The 17,185-nt window shown below is 73.2% G+C and carries 17 protein-coding genes; 4 read left to right on the top strand and 13 right to left on the bottom strand.

Going from position 1 to position 17,185, the window contains the following annotated elements:
- Positions 1-65: 65 nt before the first annotated feature.
- Entirely contained in the window at positions 66-2,003 is a 1,938-nt protein-coding gene (locus tag M8316_RS09425) for a bifunctional metallophosphatase/5'-nucleotidase (protein ID WP_250054031.1), read from the bottom strand.
- Positions 2,004-2,138: 135 nt separating this feature from the next.
- Positions 2,139-2,669 (bottom strand): DUF1697 domain-containing protein, encoded by a 531-nt coding sequence (locus tag M8316_RS09430; protein WP_250054032.1) that lies wholly within the window; start codon positions 2,667-2,669, stop codon positions 2,139-2,141.
- A gap of 55 nt (positions 2,670-2,724) precedes the next feature.
- Between M8316_RS09430 and M8316_RS09435 the strand changes: the two genes are divergently transcribed.
- Positions 2,725-3,186 carry a MarR family winged helix-turn-helix transcriptional regulator gene (locus M8316_RS09435; protein WP_250054033.1) on the top strand — a complete coding sequence of 154 codons (462 nt, stop codon included), beginning with the start codon at positions 2,725-2,727 and terminating at the stop codon, positions 3,184-3,186.
- Positions 3,183-4,484, top strand: a complete 1,302-nt coding sequence (locus M8316_RS09440; protein ID WP_250054034.1) for an MFS transporter — start codon at positions 3,183-3,185, stop codon at positions 4,482-4,484. Before M8316_RS09435 ends, M8316_RS09440 begins: the two co-directional genes overlap by 4 nt.
- A gap of 28 nt (positions 4,485-4,512) precedes the next feature.
- Here M8316_RS09440 and M8316_RS09445 read toward each other — a convergent pair whose 3' ends face one another.
- The 5 genes from M8316_RS09445 to M8316_RS09465 form a co-directional block, all read right to left on the bottom strand.
- Positions 4,513-5,163 (bottom strand): IclR family transcriptional regulator, encoded by a 651-nt coding sequence (locus M8316_RS09445; RefSeq protein ID WP_250054035.1) that lies wholly within the window; start codon positions 5,161-5,163, stop codon positions 4,513-4,515.
- Between the two features lie 173 nt (positions 5,164-5,336).
- A complete protein-coding gene (locus tag M8316_RS09450; RefSeq protein ID WP_250054073.1) occupies positions 5,337-7,055 on the bottom strand; it encodes a DEAD/DEAH box helicase in 1,719 nt (572 codons plus the stop codon).
- Between the two features lie 119 nt (positions 7,056-7,174).
- Entirely contained in the window at positions 7,175-7,468 is a 294-nt protein-coding gene (locus M8316_RS09455; protein ID WP_250054036.1) for a DUF3039 domain-containing protein, read from the bottom strand.
- A gap of 151 nt (positions 7,469-7,619) precedes the next feature.
- Positions 7,620-8,189, bottom strand: coding sequence for a YqgE/AlgH family protein (locus M8316_RS09460; protein ID WP_250054038.1), 570 nt, complete (start codon positions 8,187-8,189; stop codon positions 7,620-7,622).
- A 45-nt stretch (positions 8,190-8,234) separates the two neighbouring features.
- Entirely contained in the window at positions 8,235-8,789 is a 555-nt protein-coding gene (locus tag M8316_RS09465) for a hypothetical protein (protein ID WP_250054039.1), read from the bottom strand.
- Between the two features lie 157 nt (positions 8,790-8,946).
- On the opposite strand from M8316_RS09465, the gene M8316_RS09470 reads away from it, so the two are divergent.
- Positions 8,947-9,618 (top strand): TetR/AcrR family transcriptional regulator, encoded by a 672-nt coding sequence (locus M8316_RS09470; protein ID WP_250054041.1) that lies wholly within the window; start codon positions 8,947-8,949, stop codon positions 9,616-9,618.
- Between the two features lie 38 nt (positions 9,619-9,656).
- On the opposite strand, the gene M8316_RS09475 is transcribed toward M8316_RS09470, so the two are convergent.
- From M8316_RS09475 to M8316_RS09485, 3 genes are all read right to left on the bottom strand, one after another.
- Positions 9,657-10,730 carry a DUF3048 domain-containing protein gene (locus M8316_RS09475; protein WP_250054043.1) on the bottom strand — a complete coding sequence of 358 codons (1,074 nt, stop codon included), beginning with the start codon at positions 10,728-10,730 and terminating at the stop codon, positions 9,657-9,659.
- A 199-nt stretch (positions 10,731-10,929) separates the two neighbouring features.
- The gene (locus tag M8316_RS09480; RefSeq protein ID WP_250054045.1) at positions 10,930-11,733 is read right to left on the bottom strand and encodes an SDR family NAD(P)-dependent oxidoreductase; all 804 of its coding nucleotides are present in this window, start codon (positions 11,731-11,733) and stop codon (positions 10,930-10,932) included.
- 139 nt (positions 11,734-11,872) lie between these two features.
- Positions 11,873-12,223: a hypothetical protein gene (locus M8316_RS09485; RefSeq protein ID WP_250054047.1), complete on the bottom strand. Its 351-nt coding sequence runs from the start codon at positions 12,221-12,223 to the stop codon at positions 11,873-11,875.
- Between the two features lie 290 nt (positions 12,224-12,513).
- On the opposite strand from M8316_RS09485, the gene M8316_RS09490 reads away from it, so the two are divergent.
- Positions 12,514-14,745 (top strand): MMPL family transporter, encoded by a 2,232-nt coding sequence (locus tag M8316_RS09490; protein ID WP_250054049.1) that lies wholly within the window; start codon positions 12,514-12,516, stop codon positions 14,743-14,745.
- Between the two features lie 37 nt (positions 14,746-14,782).
- Here M8316_RS09490 and M8316_RS09495 read toward each other — a convergent pair whose 3' ends face one another.
- From M8316_RS09495 to M8316_RS09505, 3 genes are read right to left on the bottom strand one after another with little or no spacing between them, the layout of a single operon-like run.
- Positions 14,783-15,136, bottom strand: coding sequence for a hypothetical protein (locus M8316_RS09495; RefSeq protein WP_250054050.1), 354 nt, complete (start codon positions 15,134-15,136; stop codon positions 14,783-14,785).
- Positions 15,137-15,154: 18 nt separating this feature from the next.
- Entirely contained in the window at positions 15,155-15,595 is a 441-nt protein-coding gene (locus M8316_RS09500; protein WP_250054052.1) for an HIT family protein, read from the bottom strand.
- The gene (locus M8316_RS09505) at positions 15,588-17,153 is read right to left on the bottom strand and encodes a M15 family metallopeptidase (RefSeq protein WP_250054054.1); all 1,566 of its coding nucleotides are present in this window, start codon (positions 17,151-17,153) and stop codon (positions 15,588-15,590) included. The genes M8316_RS09500 and M8316_RS09505 overlap by 8 nt, the downstream gene beginning before the upstream one ends.
- Positions 17,154-17,185 lie beyond the last annotated feature (32 nt).

Here is a 17,185-nt window from a genome sequence, read left to right on the forward strand (position 1 = left end):
CGCCCCCCCCCCCCCCCCCCCCGCCCCCGCCGGGGGGGGGCCGCGCCCGCGCCCCCCCACGACACTCACTCGACGGTGATGGGCTCCCCGTTCGTGACGAGGCGCCAGTCGACGGAGGCGAACGCGGCCGGGTCGATGGTGCCGTTCGCGGAGACCCAGTCGATGAGCAGCTGGCGGATCTCCACCTGGCGGTTGTAGACGACCTCGGCGGTCGAGACGTGGGGGAACCCGCCGCCACCGGACTGGCGGTAGTTGTTCACCGCCAGCGCGAACTCGGCCGCCTCGTCGACCGGCGAGCCCGCGTAGGCGAGGTTCGTGATCCGCGACCCCACCGGCTGCGCCAGGTCGATGTCGTAGGTCAGCTCCGAGCCGGGCAGGCCCGCGACCGCGTCGTAGTTGTAGTCCGGCGTCCCGTTGGGCGCGGTGGCGGTGACGGCGTTGGTGACGTCGTCCATGGGCACGGGACCCGTGGTCGTGACCTCCTGGAAGTACCGCGCCGAGTACTCCAGGTAGTCCTTGACCTGGGCGCCGGTCACCTTCACCGCCAGCAGCGTGTTGTCGTAGATGTAGAGCCCGGCCACGTCGCGCACGGTCACGTCGCCGGCCGGGAAGGACGCCGACCGGCTGAACGGTGCGGCGATGGAGAGCACCGGCAGGTCCACGCCGTCCTCGGCGAGCGCCGCCGCGACCGTGTCGGCCTGGACGTAGTTCACGAAGTCGATGATCGGGACGTCCTCGACCACGGCCCGGGCCGCGAGCAGCTCCTCGCTGGAGGTGCCGACCACCGAGTTCACGTAGTCGACCACGGTGTCGTGGTTGGCCTGGACGGCGGCGAGGACCTCCTCGTCCGCCACGGCGTCGGCGGAGTCCAGCAGGCGCGAGGAGACGTCGACGACCTCCCACCCGGTGGTGCGGCCGCGTCGGTTCTTGGTCTTGCGCAGCTCCAGGTCGATGACGGAGAGCCGCATGCCCCAGTACAGGGGCTCGGTCAGCAGCACCTTCTTGCCGGTGTGCTTGTTGGTGACGAAGCGCTCGGCGATCTCCTGGTGCGCGTGGCCCACCAGGATCGCGTCGATCCCGCCGACCCGGCGGGCGACCAGCGTCGCGGCGTTCTCCACCGCGGGCAGGGTGTCACCGTAGGAGGAGGACGTGTCGGCACCGGAGTGCGCGGAGACGATGACGACGTCGCACTTCTTCTCCTTGCGCAGCTCGCGCACCCACCTGCGGGCGGTCGGCACCAGCCCGGGGAACTCCATCCGGCCCTCGACGTTGGCCTTGTCCCACAGCGCGATGCCGGGGTTGGTCAGGCCGAGGATGCCGACCTTGACCTTGCGCCCGCGACCCACGTCGACGCGGCGGATCACGTACGGCTTGAAGGCGGGCAGGCCCGTGTCGGCGTCCACCGCGTTGGCGCCCAGCAGCGGGAAGTCGAGCTGCGACTCGAAGGTGCGCAGGGTGTCGATCCCGTAGTTGAACTCGTGGTTGCCCAGCGCGGCGGCGTCGTAGCCGACGAGGTTCATCGCCGTCGCCATCGGGTGCACGACGTCGCCGCCGATCGGCTCGACCCGGGCGTAGTAGTAGGCCAGCGGGGTGCCCTGGATGGTGTCGCCCGCGTCGATCGTCAGGGAGCCCTCGCCCGCGCCGTCGCGCAGGTGGCGCACCTGCTCCACGAGCGTGCGCACCTTCGCCAGGCCGATGTCGCGGTGCGAGGAGTCGTCGTACTCCGCGTCCTTGAAGTAGTTCCAGTTGAAGACGTTGCCGTGCAGGTCGGTGGTGCCGAGCACGGTGAGGCGGGCCCGGTTCGGGCCGCGTCGGGAGGTGCCCGGCAGGGCCGAGGCCGGGGTGGTCTGCCCGGTGACCAGCGCGCCGGCGGCGGTCACGGCGGCGGCGCCACCGAGGAGTCCGCGGCGCGAGGCGCCACGGGGAGCGGCAGCCGAGGTGGGCGCAGAGGTGGACGCAGAGGTGGGGTTGGTGGCGGGCGTGGTGGTTTCACGCTGGGTCATGGGGTTCCTCCCGAGAACGGACGAGACAGCGTCGTCCTTCCTACCCCAGCCCGGCGACAGCGGCGGCGAACGGAGGGCAACGATTCCGTCAAGATTGTTGCCTCAGGCACCTTTCGCCGGACGACGGCAGCCCGCTCAGCCCCAGCGCGAGCAGATCTCCGCGATCACCGTCGGGTTGCGCGTGGTGGCCACCGTGCCCAGCAGCCGCTCGATCAGGTTGTTGGTGATCTTCGTGCCGTGCACGCCGTCGGCGCCCACGAGCCAGTGCAGGGCCCGGCCCCCGACCTCCATCCGCTCCCCCGGGGCGCAGCGCGCACGCAGGGCCGCCAGCCCCGCCTCGTCCGGGAGGTCGCGCAGGAGCGCCACGTAGTGCTTGCCGTCGTGCTCGACGGCCCGGGCGGCGGCGTCGACCTCCGCCAGCTCGCCGGGGGTGAACACGATCGTGGGCACCTCGAAGCCGCGGTCGGCGGCGTAGGCCTTCTCGAGCGCGGCCTCGATCCGCAGGCGCGAGCGCATCGCCGTCGTCAGCCGGACGTTGCCGGTGTTGATGTAGGTCTCGACACCCTCGAAGCCGGCCTCGCTCGTGGTGCGCACGATGTCGGCCTTCGGGAACTTCCGGGTCGCACCGAGGTTGATCGCGCGCAGGAACGCCACGTAGGTAGCCACGCTCACATCCCAGCGGACTGGACGACCCATAGGCAACCTCTGTAAAACGGTTGATGTGGTCAACGATATTCAGGAGCGCGAGGACGTCGCCGGGCTGACCCCGCTCGCCGGCGACCTGGCCGTGCACGCCGCACGCCTCGTCCGCCGCATCCGCGCCGCCCAGGACCTGCCGCCCGGCTTCCGCGTCCTCTCGATCCTGGACCAGCAGGAGGCGACCGGCAGCCCGGGGCTCGGCGTCTCCCGGCTGGCCGCGCTCGACCACTGCGCCCAGCCCACGATGTCGGGGACCGTCACCGGCCTCGTCGAGCGCGGCTGGGCCACGAAGACCCCGGACCCGCACGACGCGCGCGTCAGCCTCGTCCGGCTCACGGACGGCGGGCGCGCAGCCCTGGCCGAGGGACGGCAGCGCAACGCCGCCCATCTGGCCCGGGCCCTGAGCCGCGCGGGCCACGACGCCCGAGACGTCGCCACCACCGTCGCGGTGCTCCGCGACCTCACCGAGGAAGGACAGCTGTGACCTCCCAGCACACACCAGCCCAGCACACGCCCCCTGAGAGCGCCTCGGCCGAGAACGCTTCGCCCCCGCAGCACACCGGCCTGCGCGCCTACCTGGACCAGCCGCGCGCCGTGTGGGCGGTCGCGTTCGCCTGCGTCATCGCGTTCATGGGCATCGGGCTCGTCGACCCGATCCTCAAGGACATCGCCGCCCAGCTGGACGCCTCTGCCAGCCAGGTCTCGCTGATGTTCACCAGCTACATGGCCATCATGGGCATCGCGATGCTGGTGACGGGCGCGGTCTCCAGCCGGATCGGGCCGAAGCGCACGCTCATGGCGGGTCTCGTCCTCATCATCGTCTTCTCCGCGCTGGCCGGCTCCTCCGACACCGTCGGTCAGATCGTCGGCTTCCGCGCCGGCTGGGGCCTGGGCAACGCCCTCTTCGTGGCCACGGCCCTCTCCACCATCGTGATGGCCGCGCGCGGCTCCACCGGGCAGGCGATCATCCTGTTCGAGGCTGCCCTCGGCATCGGCATCGCCTCCGGCCCGCTCATCGGCGGCCTGCTCGGCCAGATCAGCTGGCGCGGCCCGTTCTACGGCGTCGCGATCCTCATGGTGATCGGCCTGCTGGCGACGTCCTTCCTGCTGCCGAAGACCCCGCCGACGGGCCGCCGCACGACCCCGCTCGACCCGCTGCGCGCCCTGCGCCACCGCAGCCTGCTGCTGATCGGCATCACGGCGATCTTCTACAACATCGGCTTCTTCACGATCCTGGCCGCCGGCCCGTTCGCGCTGCCGACCGCCAGCATCCTCGAGACCGGCTGGATCTTCTTCGGCTGGGGCCTCCTGCTCGCCTTCACCTCGGTGGCCGTGGCCCCGCTGGTGCAGCGCGCGCTGGGCACCGTGCCCGCCATCATCACGATGCTGTTCCTGTTCGCCCTCGACCTGCTCATGCTGGCCGTCTTCACCTCGCACACCGTGGTGGTGATCGTGGGCATCGTGCTCTCGGGCGCCTTCATCGGCATCAACAACACCCTCGTCACGGAGGCCGTCATGGGCGCGGCGCCGGTCGAGCGGCCGATCGCCTCGTCCGCCTACTCGTTCCTGCGCTTCTGCGGCGGCGCGGTCGGCCCCTACGTCGCGCTGAAGCTCTCCGAGGACGTCAGCAGCCACGCCCCGTTCGTGTTCGGCGCGGTCGCGGTGCTCATCGGCACGCTCGTGCTGCTCGCCGGCCGCCGCACCGTCGAGGGCCGCACCCCGCACAGCGAGGTCGGCTCCTCCGCGGAGGCCGAGGCCGTGCTCGTCGGCGACCTGGACTGACGCCGACCTCCCCGGTCCGGGCTCGGGCTCAGACCGGGGAGCCGGCGAGCTGGCGGGAGACCTCGGCGGCCGCGGCCACGACCTGCTCGGCCACGCGGAACTCGTCGAGGTCACCGAGGGTGACGATGCCGACGGAGGCCTCCATGCCCTCGACGTCGCGCAGCGGGGCGGCCAGGCCGCGGGCACCGGTGCGCAGCTCGCCCTTGGTGAGGACGTAGGTCATCTCGTCGCGCTGGGTGCGACCGAGCAGCACCGCCTTGCCGGCGGCACCGCTGGAGAGCGGGTGCCGGGTGCCGACGCGGTAGGAGACGTGGAAGTCGGTCCAGGACGGCTCGACGACCGCGAGGGCCAGCGCCTCCTCGTTCTCGACGACCGTGAGGTGGGCGGTGCACCCGGTGTCCTCCGCGAGCTGGCGCAGGACGGGCATCGCGAGGTCGCGCAGCACCGGCTGCACGGCGCCCGCGAGGTGCAGGACGCCGAGGCCGACGTGCAGCCGGCCCTTCACGTCGCGGCGCACCAGCGCGTGCTGCTCCAGCGTGCTGACGAGCCGGTACACGACGGTGCGGTTGACCCCGAGCTGGCCGGCCAGCTCGGTCACGGTGAGGCCGCCCGCGGAGGAGGCCAGCACGGAGAGGACCCGCAGGCCGCGGTCGAGGGTCTGCGAGGTCTCGGCGGACATGAGAGCCATTCTAGGGACTGATCGGGTCCCGACCCCACGCATCGACCGCGGACACGCTGAGAGAGCGGTCACGATGAGCGACCGGTAACCCCGAGACCACCCTCGGATACCGGACGGTAGCGACAGGTGTCAGGCCGTCTGGGGCGGGCCGGGGCAGGCTCAGCCGGTCTGCCTCAGCCGGTCTGACCCGAGGCCCAGGCGCGCACGCGGTCGATCCGCTTGCGCAGCTGGTCGGCGTTGGCCACCGCCGCCGCGGGCCCGCCGCACTCGCGCCGCAGCGCGGCGTGGGTGACGCCGTGCGGCTGACCGGTGCGGTGGTACCAGGCGCCCACCAGACCGTTGAGCTCGCGCCGCAGCACCGCCAGCTGCTCGTGGGTGGCCACGTCCGCGAGGTCGTCGGCGGCCGCCGCCGTCCGGGCCTGCGCCTCGGCGGCCGCGGCCCGGGTCGCCTCGCGGCTCGAGCGGGTCTGGCGCATCCGGTCGTTCTGCCGCTTGTGCAGCAGCTCGCGCATCTGGTCGGGCTCGAGCAGGCCGGGGATGCCGAGGAAGTCCATCTCCTCCTCGGAGCCGACCTTGACCTCGCCCTCGTGGCCGAACTGCGCGCCGTCGAAGAGCGCGTGGTCGAAGCTCGCCTCCGAGCCGATCGCCTCGAAGCTGCCCTCGAGGTCGTCGGAGGCCGACTCGCTCGCGTTCGCCTCGGCCATCAGCTGGTCCTCGGCGGCGAAGATGTCGTCCTCGTCGCGGATCTTCTTGCCCAGCACGTGGTCGCGCTGGAGCTCCAGCTCGGAGGCGAAGCCGAGCAGGTTCGGCACCGACGGCAGGAAGACGCTGGCGACCTCGCCCCGGGTCCGGGCGCGGACGAAGCGGCCGACCGCCTGGGCGAAGAACAGCGGCGTCGAGGTCGTCGTGGCCCACACGCCCACCGCGAGGCGGGGCACGTCGACGCCCTCGGACACCATGCGGACCGCGACCATCCAGCGCGAGTCGTCCGCGCTGAACTGGCTGATCTTCTTCGACGAGGTGGGGTCGTCCGACAGCACGACCGTGGCGGCCTCGCCGGTGATCGCCCGCAGCGTCTTGGCGTAGGCGCGCGCCGACTCCTGGTCGGTGGCGATCACCAGGCCACCGGCGTCCGGCACGTGCCGGCGGACCTCGGAGAGGCGCTTGTCCGCGGCGGCCAGCACCGACGGGATCCACGAGCCCTTCGGGTCCAGCGCGGTGCGCAGCGCCTGGTTGACCAGGTCCTTGGTCAGCGGCTCGCCCAGCCGCGCCTCGATCTCGTCGCCGGCGCGGGTGCGCCACGACATGGCGCCCGAGTAGGCCAGGAACAGCACCGGGCGGACGACGTGGTCGGCCAGGGCGTCCGCGTAGCCGTAGGCGTAGTCGGCGGCCGAGCGCGGGATGCCGTCCTCGCCCTCGACGTAGGAGACGAACGGGATGGGGTTCACGTCCGAGCGGAACGGGGTGCCGGTGAGGCAGAGCCGGCGGGCGGCGGGCTCGAAGGCCTCGCGCACGCCCTCGCCCCAGCTCAGGGCGTCACCGGCGTGGTGCACCTCGTCGAGGATGACCAGCGTCTTGAACCGCTCGGTGCGGATGCGCATGGCCAGCGGGTTCACCGCGACGCCCGCGTAGGTGACGGCCACGCCGACGAAGTCGCCGGAGGTGCGACCCTTGCCGGCGGAGAAGCTCGGGTCCAGCGGGATGCCGGCGCGGTCGGCGGCCTCGGCCCACTGGGTCTTGAGGTGGTCGGTGGGCGCCACGACGATGACGCGGTCGATCTGACGGCGGCCCAGCAGCTCGGAGGCCACCGACAGGGCGAACGTCGTCTTGCCGGCGCCCGGCGTCGCGACCGCCAGGAAGTCCTTGGGCAGCTCGTCGAAGTACTTCGACATCGCGGCCTGCTGCCAGGCACGCAGCGAGGGCGCGGTGCCCCACGCCGCACGGTGCGGGAACGCGGGGGTGAGGGCAGGGGTCAGCGACGGGCCCGACTCCGGGTCGGGGGTCTGCGGAGTCACTCGGAGGAGCCCCCGCCGTCGCCGTCGGAGCCCCCGTCGCCCTGGAGCTCCTCCCAGACCTCCTTGCACTCGGGACAGACCGGGTACTGCTCCGGGGAGCGGCTGGGGACCCACACCTTGCCGCACAGCGCCACGACGGGGGTGCCGTTGACCATGGCCTCGGTGAGCTTGTCCTTGTCCACGTAGTGGCTGAACCGCTCGTGGTCGCCCGCGTCGGTGGGCAGGGTCGAGCGGTCCTGCTCGACCCGCTCGTCGACCGACGTCCCGGGCCCGAATCCGAAGGTGCTCACGGGCGTCACTGTACGTCAGGACGGGCCGCTCCCCCGCCCCGCGGCGGGGGTGAGGCGGGCCTCGTCGACTGCCGCGCAGGTCAGCCCGGGCGGGCGGTCGGGAGGCCCGGCGGGGTCCAGGGTGGAGTCCAGGGTGGAGCGCAGGAGGGGCTCAGTTGAGCTCGGGGTCGGCGGGCCGGGTGGAGTGCCAGGCGAGGTCCCCGGGCTGGCGCCTGAGCACCTCGCGCCACAGCCCGTCGGTGCTGGCGCGGCACACGTCCTCGTCCTCGGCAGGGACGAGGAACCAGCTGCCCTCCTCGAGCTCCGCCTCCAGCTGGCCGGGGCCCCAGCCCGCGTAGCCGGCGAAGATCCGCAGGCCGTCCAGGCCGCCGGTGACCAGCTCCAGCGGGGTGTCGAGGTCGAGCAGGCCGACACGGCCGACGACCGAGCGGAAGCCGACCGGCCCGTGGTCGGGCCCCGACGGCACGACCCCGAGCGCCAGGGCCCCGTCGCGACCGACCGGTCCGCCGGCGAACAGCACCTCGGGCGAGGCGACCACGTCGCCCCAGCCGCCGAGCACCTCGTCGACGGGCACCGACGTGGGCCGGTTCAGCACCACGCCGAGAGCACCCTCGTCGTCGGCGTCGAGCAGCAGCACGACGGTCTCGGCGAAGTTCGGGTCGAGCAGGTCGGGCGCGGCGAGCAGCAGCATCCCCGCACCCGGCACGCCCGTGGAGTCCATGGGTTCAGTGTGCACCCCGGCCGGGGTCGCGACCAGCGACGAGCCTCACGCCGCGAGGACCGCCCGGAGCCGGTCGACGAGGGTGCGGCGCTGCCCCACGGGACGGCGGGGCGCCGGCGTCCAGCCGAGACGGGCCGCCTCCTCCAGGCGCTCCCCCGCGGCGAGGGCACGGGGGTCCTCGGCGTCGGAGGTGCCGGCCAGGCCGGCGGCGACGGCGAGGGTGGCGTGCTCCTTGGCCCGGGCGCGGGCGAAGGCGGCGGCGGTGCGCTCGTCGGTCGGCGCGGTGGCCGCGCGGTCGAGGACGAGGCGGACGCCGGGCATCTCGTCGGCGGTGGCGCGCCAGGCGGCGACGACGGCGTCGGCCAGCGTGCGGTGGCCCGCGCTGCGGCCGGCGGACTGCTCGCGCTCGATCCGGCCGGCGAGCCGGGCGTGCCAGCGCAGCTGGAGGGCGCCCAGCAGGTCGAGGTCGTCGGCGAAGGCCGGGTGGGTGGCGGCGCGGACGCCGGGCACGTCGGTGGGCAGCAGGCCGTCGCAGCGGTGGTCGGCGGCGGCGATGACGGCGCGGAGGATCTCTCCGCGGCGGTGGCTGGTGGCGGTCATCGGTGCTCCTCAGGGGGATGGAGAGGTACTCACATACTCTGAGTACGTACCCAAAGTACGGAGACGTACTCCCGGTATGCAACGGAGAGGCACCGTGAGCCCGGACACGTCGTCACCGCCTCCGGGGCCGCGGCGGGGGCGTCCCTAGGATGGGTCGGTGCCCCGCAGCAGAACCGAGGAGGAGCCCCGCTCCCGCCGCTCGCGCCGCCAGCAGTACTCGGCGGCCACCCGGCAGGCGCTCGTGGACGAGGCGACCCGGCTCTTCACCGAGCAGGGGTACGGCGCCACGTCCCTCGACGCGGTGGTCGCGGCGGCCGAGGTGACCAAGGGCGCGCTCTACCACCACTTCGCCGGCAAGGCCGCGGTCTTCGCGGAGGCCTTCGACGCGGTCGAGACGCGGGCGGCCGAGAGGATCACGGCCGCGCTGGACGCCGAGGACGACCCGTGGGACAAGGCGCGTGCCGGCCTGGCCGCGTTCCTCACCGTCGTCCAGGAACCGGAGTACCGGCGCATCGTCGTGCAGGACGGCCCGGCCGTGCTCGGCTACGAGCGGTTCCGGGAGTCCGAGGAGCGCTCCACCTTCGCCTGCGTGACCGACATCGTGCGGGCGGTGCTGAGCAGCGAGCGCGGCCTCCAGGCCTCCTGGGCCGAGGACGAGGAGATGCTGGCGACCTTCGCGCGGATCTTCTTCGGCGCGCTCTCCTCGGCGGGCGAGGCCGTCACGACCTCGGCGGACCCCGAGGCGGCGGCCGGCCGGGTGGAGGCTGCGATCGGGCTGATCATCGCCGGCCTCCAGGCGCTCGTCGACGACGAGGACACCCGGGGCTGAGCCCCCGGGCGCCCCCGACGAGCGCGGGCCCTGCGGACTCAGCGCTTGGCGGTGATGCTCACGCTGCCGGTGTCGGCGGGCACGAGCTCGATCCAGGTGTGGCCGGCGGGCACCACCAGGTCCCGCTTCTTCTTGCCCTGGCCCGTGCTGAGCGTCAGGTTCGACTCCAGGCTCTTCTTGTTCCACGTGCCGCGCACGACGCGACCACCGTGGAACAGCATCGCCTGACCGGTGCCGGTGAACTTCGTCTCGGGGACGTAGTTGCCGGCCGGGTCCCGGTAGCCGGCGTCGCCGACCTGGACCCGGAGCACCAGCACCGAGTCGGCGTCGAACTCGTCACCGTCGGCGGCGTAGCCGTTGACGTTGCTGTACGTGCGCGACTGCGAGGAGTAGGACCACTGGGTCACGTGGGTGCCGAACCCGGCGGCGAGCCCGACGGCCTTGGCGCCCTTCGGGTTCTCCTTCATCTCGCCGAACGGCAGGTAGTCGTCCGGGCGGGCGGCCTTGTCGGTGCGCGCGAGGGTGACGGTCTCGTCGAGGCGGTCCATGAGGTTGTAGGGCGAGTAGCGCGCGGAGTCGCGGAAGAAGCCCTTGTCGCCCTCGGTGAACCAGGTGATGCCGGCCTTGTCGATCCGGTTGATGGTCACGTTCGCGGCGCCCGAGGTGACGACGTTCGCGTCGGCCGGGCCGACGATGCCGATGTCGCTGGCGCGCATGGACCGCACGGGCCCCACCAGGTCGGGCATCGTGGAGTAGAAGAAGACGGCGAGGCGGGTGTAGCCGCCCTCGACCAGCTCCTCCACGACCATGTCGGCCGAGCCCAGGCCGCGCTGCGGGGCCGAGGACGAGGTGTTGTCGATCTTCGTGACCATCACCGGGTACTTCTTGTCCGCGGTGCCGTTCCTCACGGTGAGGCCGGTCAGGGGCCAGGTGGCGTCGAGCGTGGTGCCCTCGGCCACGTCCTGCTCGGCGGGGGCCGAGGACGACGAGGTCGGGTCGGCCGCCGGGGTGTCCTCGTCGCCCGAGCAGGCGGCCAGGAACAGGCAGGAGGTGCTGGCCAGGGCCGCCAGGGCGGCGGTGCCGCGGCGGGTCAGGGCACGGGTGGGTCGCACGGTGTCGGGGCTCCTTGCGGCGAGGTGACGGGGAAGGACGGGCGGGCACGGGGCCGGGTCACCCACCCAGGAGGGTGGGTGGACCGTCGTCCAGTGTGCAACTCCCGGGGGTGTCGGGAGGTCACGCCCGCCCCCGCGAGTCTCGGCAGGCCGAGGAGACAGCCCAGGCCAGGAGTCGGCCCAGGAGTCAGCCCGGGAGTCAGCCCAGCGTCATCCCGCCGTCGACGTAGAGGGTCTGCCCGGTGACGAAGGAGGCGTCCTCGGAGGCCAGGTAGGTGATGGCCTGGGCGATGTCGGAGGGCTGGCCGATCCGCTTCACGGCGGTCAGCTCGGCGGAGCGGCGACGGAACTCGCCGACGTCCATCTTGAGCCGGGCGGCGGTGGCGTCGGTCATCTCGGTGACCACGAAGCCGGGCGCGACCGCGTTGCAGGTGATGCCGTAGGGGCCGAGCTCGAGGGCGAGGGTGCGGGTGAAGCCCTGGAGGCCCATCTTGGCGGCGCTGTAGTTGGCCTGGCCGCGGTTGCCGAGGGCGGAGGTCGAGGAGAGGTTCACGATCCGCCCGTAGGCCTGGGGCACGAACACCTTCTGGGCGGCCTGGCTCATGGCGAAGGCGCCGCGCAGGTGGACGCCGATGACGGTGTCCCAGTCCGCCTCGCTCATCTTGAACAGCAGGTTGTCGCGGGTGACGCCGGCGTTGTTGACCAGCACGTGCAGCCCGCCGAGGGCGTCCACGGCCCCCTGCACGGCCGCCGCCGCCGCGGCAGTGTCGGCCACGTCGCAGGCCAGGCCGACGGCGCTCGCACCCTCGACCAGGGGCAGGGACGCGGCAGCCCGCTCGGCCTCGCCCGCGTCGAGGTCGACGATCGCGACCGAGGCCCCCTCGCGGGCGAACCGGGTGGCCGTGGCGAGACCGATGCCGCGGGCGGCGCCGGTGACGAGCACCGACCGTCCGGCGTAGCGCCCCTCGTAGGTGGCCTCGGTGGGGGTGGACTGGTCGGTCATGGGTCGCTCCTGCTGCGTCGTTGCTGCCGGTGGGCGGCCACCTCAGGTGGCCTCGACGCGGACCCTAGGGCACCGGCGCCCCGGCGGTGCGTGACCGGCCCCACGCCGACGCGGGGCGCAGGGCGCAGGGCGCAGGCGGTCAGAGGAAGAGCGCGAACCCGACGGCCATCGGGATCAGCCCGAGCAGGTTCCACCAGGTCAGCACCGGCCGCTTGTGGATGGCGAGGCCACCCATCACCGCCAGGACGCCGAAGGCGCCGGCGATGACCGAGAGACCGACGCGGGCGACCACCTGGGAGTCGTCCATGAACCACGCGGCGACGAGGACGCCGGCCGCCATGTGCAGGATGCTGGAGACGACGAGGGTGGACATCACCCAGGTCTGGACCTTGCTGATGCCGGGGCTGTTGATGGTGTCGCGCTGCGGCGCGTTCGGGTCCATCAGGTGCTTGCGACGGGGCTGCTGCGTGGCCGGGGCGGTGGAGCTCACGGGTGCCTCCCAGGGGCATCTCGGGCGAGGGTCGGGCGTCAGTGGGACCAGCCTTCTCATCGGCGGCCGGTGACATCACCATAACCCCTGCCGGGGTTATTTGTCCGTACATCCTGGAACTTTTTTGTCCGGTCATTTGGGTGTGACCCGTCTCGCCCCGTCGACACGTGGAGAAATAACCCCCCTGGGGGTTAGGTTGCCCGTTCAACCAGACCCCCCCACCCGGTTAGAAGCCTGCCGATGCAGGCCGAGGTGGGGGCCACCCCCGAGCACGGAGGAGACCTCCCCTCATGACCTCGACCCAGCTCCCTGGCGGCCGGCCCGACCGGTCCGCCGGAGGCCGGACCGAAGCCGCACCGCACCGCTCGCCCTCGCAGCGGGGCGACCACGACCCGAGCACGCTGACCGGGACGCCGGGGCTGCTCGGCCGCCTCGGCCTCGCCGTGAGCCACCACGGCCGGGCGGTCGGCGCCGCGTGGCTGCTCCTCGTCGTCGTCCTCGGTGCCTTCGCCCCGCGCGTGGAGGCCGAGCTCTCCGGCGCCGGCTGGCAGGCCGAGGGCTCCGAGGGCGTCGCCGCCCGCGAGCTGGCCGTCGAGCACTTCGGCGGCAACGCCTCCTCCGCGCTCCAGGTCGTCGTCCACGACGACGAGGGCGGGGACGTCACCACCGGCACCGGGGCGGAGGTCCTCTCCGAGGTGACCGCCGTGCTCGAGGCCGAGCCCCGCCTGGGCGACGTGATCGCCCCGCAGCCCGGGGCCACGCTGAGCCAGGACGGCAGCACCGCCATCGTCCTCGCCGGCGCCGGCGTGGACACCAACGAGATGGTGAAGGTCGCCGGCGACCTGACCGAGGAGCTCCAGGAGCTCTCCACCGGCTCCGTGCGGGTCTACCCGACCGGCTCCTCGCAGCTGTGGTCGGACTTCAACGAGGCCAACCTCGAGGCGATGCTCCGCTCGGAGATGCTGTCCTGGCCGGTCACGCTGGGCATCCTCGTCCTCGCCTTCGGCGCCCTCGTCGCCGCGGGCCTGCCGCTGATCCTGACCCTCGCCGGCCTCGTCGCCTCCGCCGGCTCCCTGGTGCTCATCAACGAGCTGGTCCCGGTCTCCATCTGGGCGATGAACTTCGCGATGATGTTCGCCCTCGCGCTGGGCATCGACTACGCCCTCTTCCTCGTCGTGCGCTACCGCGGCGCGCGCTTCGGCAACGGCGCGACGCGCGACCAGGCGATCGCCGAGACCATGGACACCGCCGGCAAGGCCGTGCTGCTCTCGGGCATCACCGTGCTGGTCTCGCTCTCGGCGGTGATGCTCGTGCCGAGCCCGGCGTTCCGCTCGATGGCGGGCGGCATCATGCTGGCGGTCGTCTTCATCCTGGCGGCCACGTTGACGTTGCTGCCGCTGGTCCTGCACAAGCTCGACCACCGCATCAACAAGCTGTCCTTGCCGTGGGTGAAGGCCGGCGAGCACCGCTCCCCCGCCTTCGCCGCCTGGGGTGAGCGACTGTGGCGCCGCCCGGTCGCCTGGGGCGCAGTCGCGCTCGTCGTCCTCGTGGCCCTGGCCGCCCCGGTGCTCGGCCTGCGCACCGCGATGCCCTCCATCGCCGTGCTCCCCGAGGACGCCTCCGCCCGCGTCGGGTACGACGTCGTGCAGGACGCCTTCGGTGACGGCGCGCCCGGCACCCTGCAGGTCGTCGCCGACGAGGCGGACGCCGACGCGGTCGCCGAGGTCCTGGGCGAGGACGACGGCATCGCCGGCGTCATGCCTGCCCAGCCCGCCTCGGACGACTCCGGCCTCGTCCTCGTCCAGGCCGTGCCGACGGTCGACCCCTCCGACCCGACGCTGGGCGACACCGTCGACCGGCTGCGCACCGACCTGCCCGGCTCCGCCCTCGTCGGCGGGGCCGCGGTGGAGAACCTCGACCTCAAGGACCAGCTCGACACCTCGACGCCGCTGGTGATCGGCGTCGTCCTGGCGCTCGGCTTCGTGCTGCTCCTGATCGCGCTGCGGGCGCCGCTGATCTCGCTGCTCGGCACCCTGGTGAGCCTGCTGTCGACCGCCGCGGCGTTCGGCGTGGCCCGCCTCGTCTTCCAGGACGGCTGGGGCACCGACCTGATGGGGTTCGAGTCCCAGGGCTTCCTGGACGCCTGGGCCCCGGTGTTCTTCTTCGCGATGATCTTCGCGATCGCGATGGACTACACCGTGTTCCTGCTGGCCTCGGCCAAGGAGCACTACGAGCGCTCCGGCGACCCGCGTGAGGCCATGATCGGCGCCGTGGCGCACTCGGGCCGGGTCATCTTTGCCGCGGGAGCGGTCATGGTCGCGGTGTTCTTCACCTTCGCCCTGGCCGGGCCGCTGCCGCCCAAGGAGATGGGCATCGTGCTCGGCACCGCGGTGCTGCTCGACGCCTTCCTCGTCCGGCTCGTGCTGCTGCCCGTGCTGCTCCGCCTGACGGGTCGCGCCGCCTGGTACGTGCCCCGCTGGCTCGACCGGCTCCTGCCGACAGTGACGTTCTCGCACGGCTGAGCGGAGCGCCGCTCCCCGTCGCGCCTGAGTGTGCTGCTCAGAGCAGCAGGAACCACACCAGGCCGACGGGGATCGGCAGCAGCCCGAGGAGCAGCACGGGGCTCACGACGGGCGCCCGGTGGATCAGCCGCCCCACGGCGAACGCGATCACGCCGAAGGCCCCGGAGATGACGGTCAGCCCCAGCTGCGAGACGAGGTGGTCAGGGCCGGCCAGCCAGGCGGCCAGCAGCACCGCGATCGCCAGGTGCAGGATCGTGGAGACCGCCAGGATGGAGAGCACCCACGTCTGCACCCGGGTGATGCCCGCGGAGTTGATGGTGTCGCGCTGCGGGGCGGCCGGGTCCATGAGGTGCCGGCGGCGCTGCGGTGCGACCGGGAGCCTGTCGTTCACGGCTCCAGGGTAGGTGGCTCAGGTCTCCAGCGCGGCGCGCAGCCGCTCCGCGGTCCCGGCCCGGGCGGCGTCGTCCGCGTAGCCGCGGCGGGGCCAGAAGAAGCCCTTGAGGCCGTCGCCCTTGGTGCGCGGGACGACGTGCAGGTGCAGGTGCGGCACGGACTGGCTCACGGTGTTGTTGATCGACACCCACGAGCCCTGCGCGCCGAGCCCGTCGACGACGGCTGTGGCGATCCGTTGCGCGGCGGCCAGGAACGGGTCGCGCAGGTCCGCCGGCAGGTCCGGCAGGGTGCCGACGTGCCGTCGGGGCACCAGGAGCACGTGGCCCGGGAAGACGGGGCGGCGATCCAGGAACGCCACCAGGTCGTCGGTGGCCAGCACCACGTCGGCGTCCGCCTCCCCCGCCGCGATGGCGCAGAAGACGCAGTCGCGCGCCCGGCCGGGCGCCGGGTCAGTCACAGACCTCGACGCTGCAGACCCGCGGCAGGCTCGGCCAGGCCGCGTCGGAGCGTCGTCCGCCCGAGGGGTAGGCGTCGAAGTGCTGGGTGTCCGAGAGCCCGTACGTCCAGGCCAGGCCGTGGCGCGCCATGATCTTCACGACCTCGTGGGAGGACGAGCGCCAGGCCACGCGCGGGTGGCTGTGGTACTGCCACCAGGAGTTGGGCACGAGGCCGTTGCTGGAGCGGAACGGGTTCTCCCACGTGTTCACGTCGAGCGCGCGACCGTAGGCGTGCGGCGAGGTGACGCCGGGGCGACCGACCACGTGCCGGCAGTTGAAGGCCGAGGTGTTGCCGGCGGCCATGGAGGCGTAGTCGTCCGCGCCCTGCACCCGGCTGCTCCAGCCGAACCGGTCGACCCGGTACATGGAGCGGATCGGCAGCTCGTTGCGGTACATCTGCGCCAGGGCCGCCGCCATCTGGCCGATGACGTCGGCGTTGGCCACGAGCGTGCCGCGGTAGCGGTAGCCGTCGTAGCCCCAGTAGTTGATCCGCAGCAGGCGCAGCTGCGGGCGGCCGACCGGGCAGCCGTAGTGCCAGCTGTTGCCCACCATGCTCGCCCAGATCTTCTCCGGGATGCGGGTCACCTTGGGGTTCGCGCCCTTGCCCACGGCCCGCCGCTGGCGCGGCAGGTCGCGCCGCGGCTCGGGCGCGGCGGCGGGCAGCCGCACGCGGGTGCCCGGGGGCAGGTTGTCGATGGTGTGCACGGGGCTGGTGTTCCGCGCGATCCAGGGACGGCGGAGCACGACCGCCCGCCAGCGCGAGTCGCTGCGCGGGGAGACCTTCACCGAGGCGATCCCGTCGGCGTTCGTGCGCAGCGCCGCGCGGTTGCGCCAGCGTCCGTCGACGCGCCGCTGGAGGCGCACCCACGAGACGAGCGGTGCGCCCTGGCGGGTCACGAGGCGGACCCGGACGATCACCCGGCGTCCGTCCACCACCGTGCCGGGGCCGGAGACCCGCACCCGGGACTCCTGGCGCACGAGCGCGATCCTCCCGGCCTCGCTCGAGGCCTCGTGGGTCTCGTCGCCGGCGAAGGTCGCACGCACGCGGTTGCGCGCCGGGTCCTTGGCGACGGCGACCCTGGCCGAGGCGTGCCCCTGGGCCCCGGTGGTCACCTCGGCGACCCGGGACCAGCCATCGGCGGTACGGCGCTCGACCAGCACGCTCGCCCCGGCCACCGGCCCGTCGGCGTCGGTGAGCGTGAGGCGCACGGCCTTGCGGATGCCGGCACGCGCCGAGCCCGGCTCGAGCACCAGCGTGGTGGCCACGACCGCGGGCGGGTCGCTGGGGCTCGTGGAGTCCGAGGGGTCGGCCGGCGTGGTGCCCGCGGCCTGGGCGGTGCCCGCCAGGCCGACGGTGCCGACGGCTCCGACGGCGCCCGCGAGGGCACCGACGACGAGGGTGACCCCGAGGACGGAGGCCACGGCCGGCGTCAGGACGCGGCGGGCCAGGGGCCGCACGCGCGAGCGGGAGGAACGGGAGGGCGTCGGGCCCGGTCGCCCGAGACTGCGGACCGGCATGCGCGGAGTGTGCCGCACGCCCGGGACGCATG

This window comes from Nocardioides bruguierae, assembly GCF_023554635.1.
GTDB lineage: Bacteria > Actinomycetota > Actinomycetes > Propionibacteriales > Nocardioidaceae > Nocardioides > Nocardioides bruguierae.

What these genes read in the sequence shown, in the direction of transcription:
- M8316_RS09480 (WP_250054045.1), bottom strand. Translation starts at nt 11,733, where the DNA reads ATGACCGACCAGTCCACCCCCACCGAGGCCACCTACGAGGGGCGCTAC.
- M8316_RS09465 (WP_250054039.1), bottom strand. Translation starts at nt 8,789, where the DNA reads ATGACCGCCACCAGCCACCGCCGCGGAGAGATCCTCCGCGCCGTCATC.
- M8316_RS09505 (WP_250054054.1), bottom strand. Translation starts at nt 17,153, where the DNA reads ATGCCGGTCCGCAGTCTCGGGCGACCGGGCCCGACGCCCTCCCGTTCC.
- M8316_RS09445 (WP_250054035.1), bottom strand. Translation starts at nt 5,163, where the DNA reads ATGTCCGCCGAGACCTCGCAGACCCTCGACCGCGGCCTGCGGGTCCTC.
- M8316_RS09425 (WP_250054031.1), bottom strand. Translation starts at nt 2,003, where the DNA reads ATGACCCAGCGTGAAACCACCACGCCCGCCACCAACCCCACCTCTGCG.
- M8316_RS09490 (WP_250054049.1), top strand. Translation starts at nt 12,514, where the DNA reads ATGACCTCGACCCAGCTCCCTGGCGGCCGGCCCGACCGGTCCGCCGGA.
- M8316_RS09450 (WP_250054073.1), bottom strand. Translation starts at nt 7,055, where the DNA reads ATGTCGAAGTACTTCGACGAGCTGCCCAAGGACTTCCTGGCGGTCGCG.
- M8316_RS09460 (WP_250054038.1), bottom strand. Translation starts at nt 8,189, where the DNA reads ATGGACTCCACGGGCGTGCCGGGTGCGGGGATGCTGCTGCTCGCCGCG.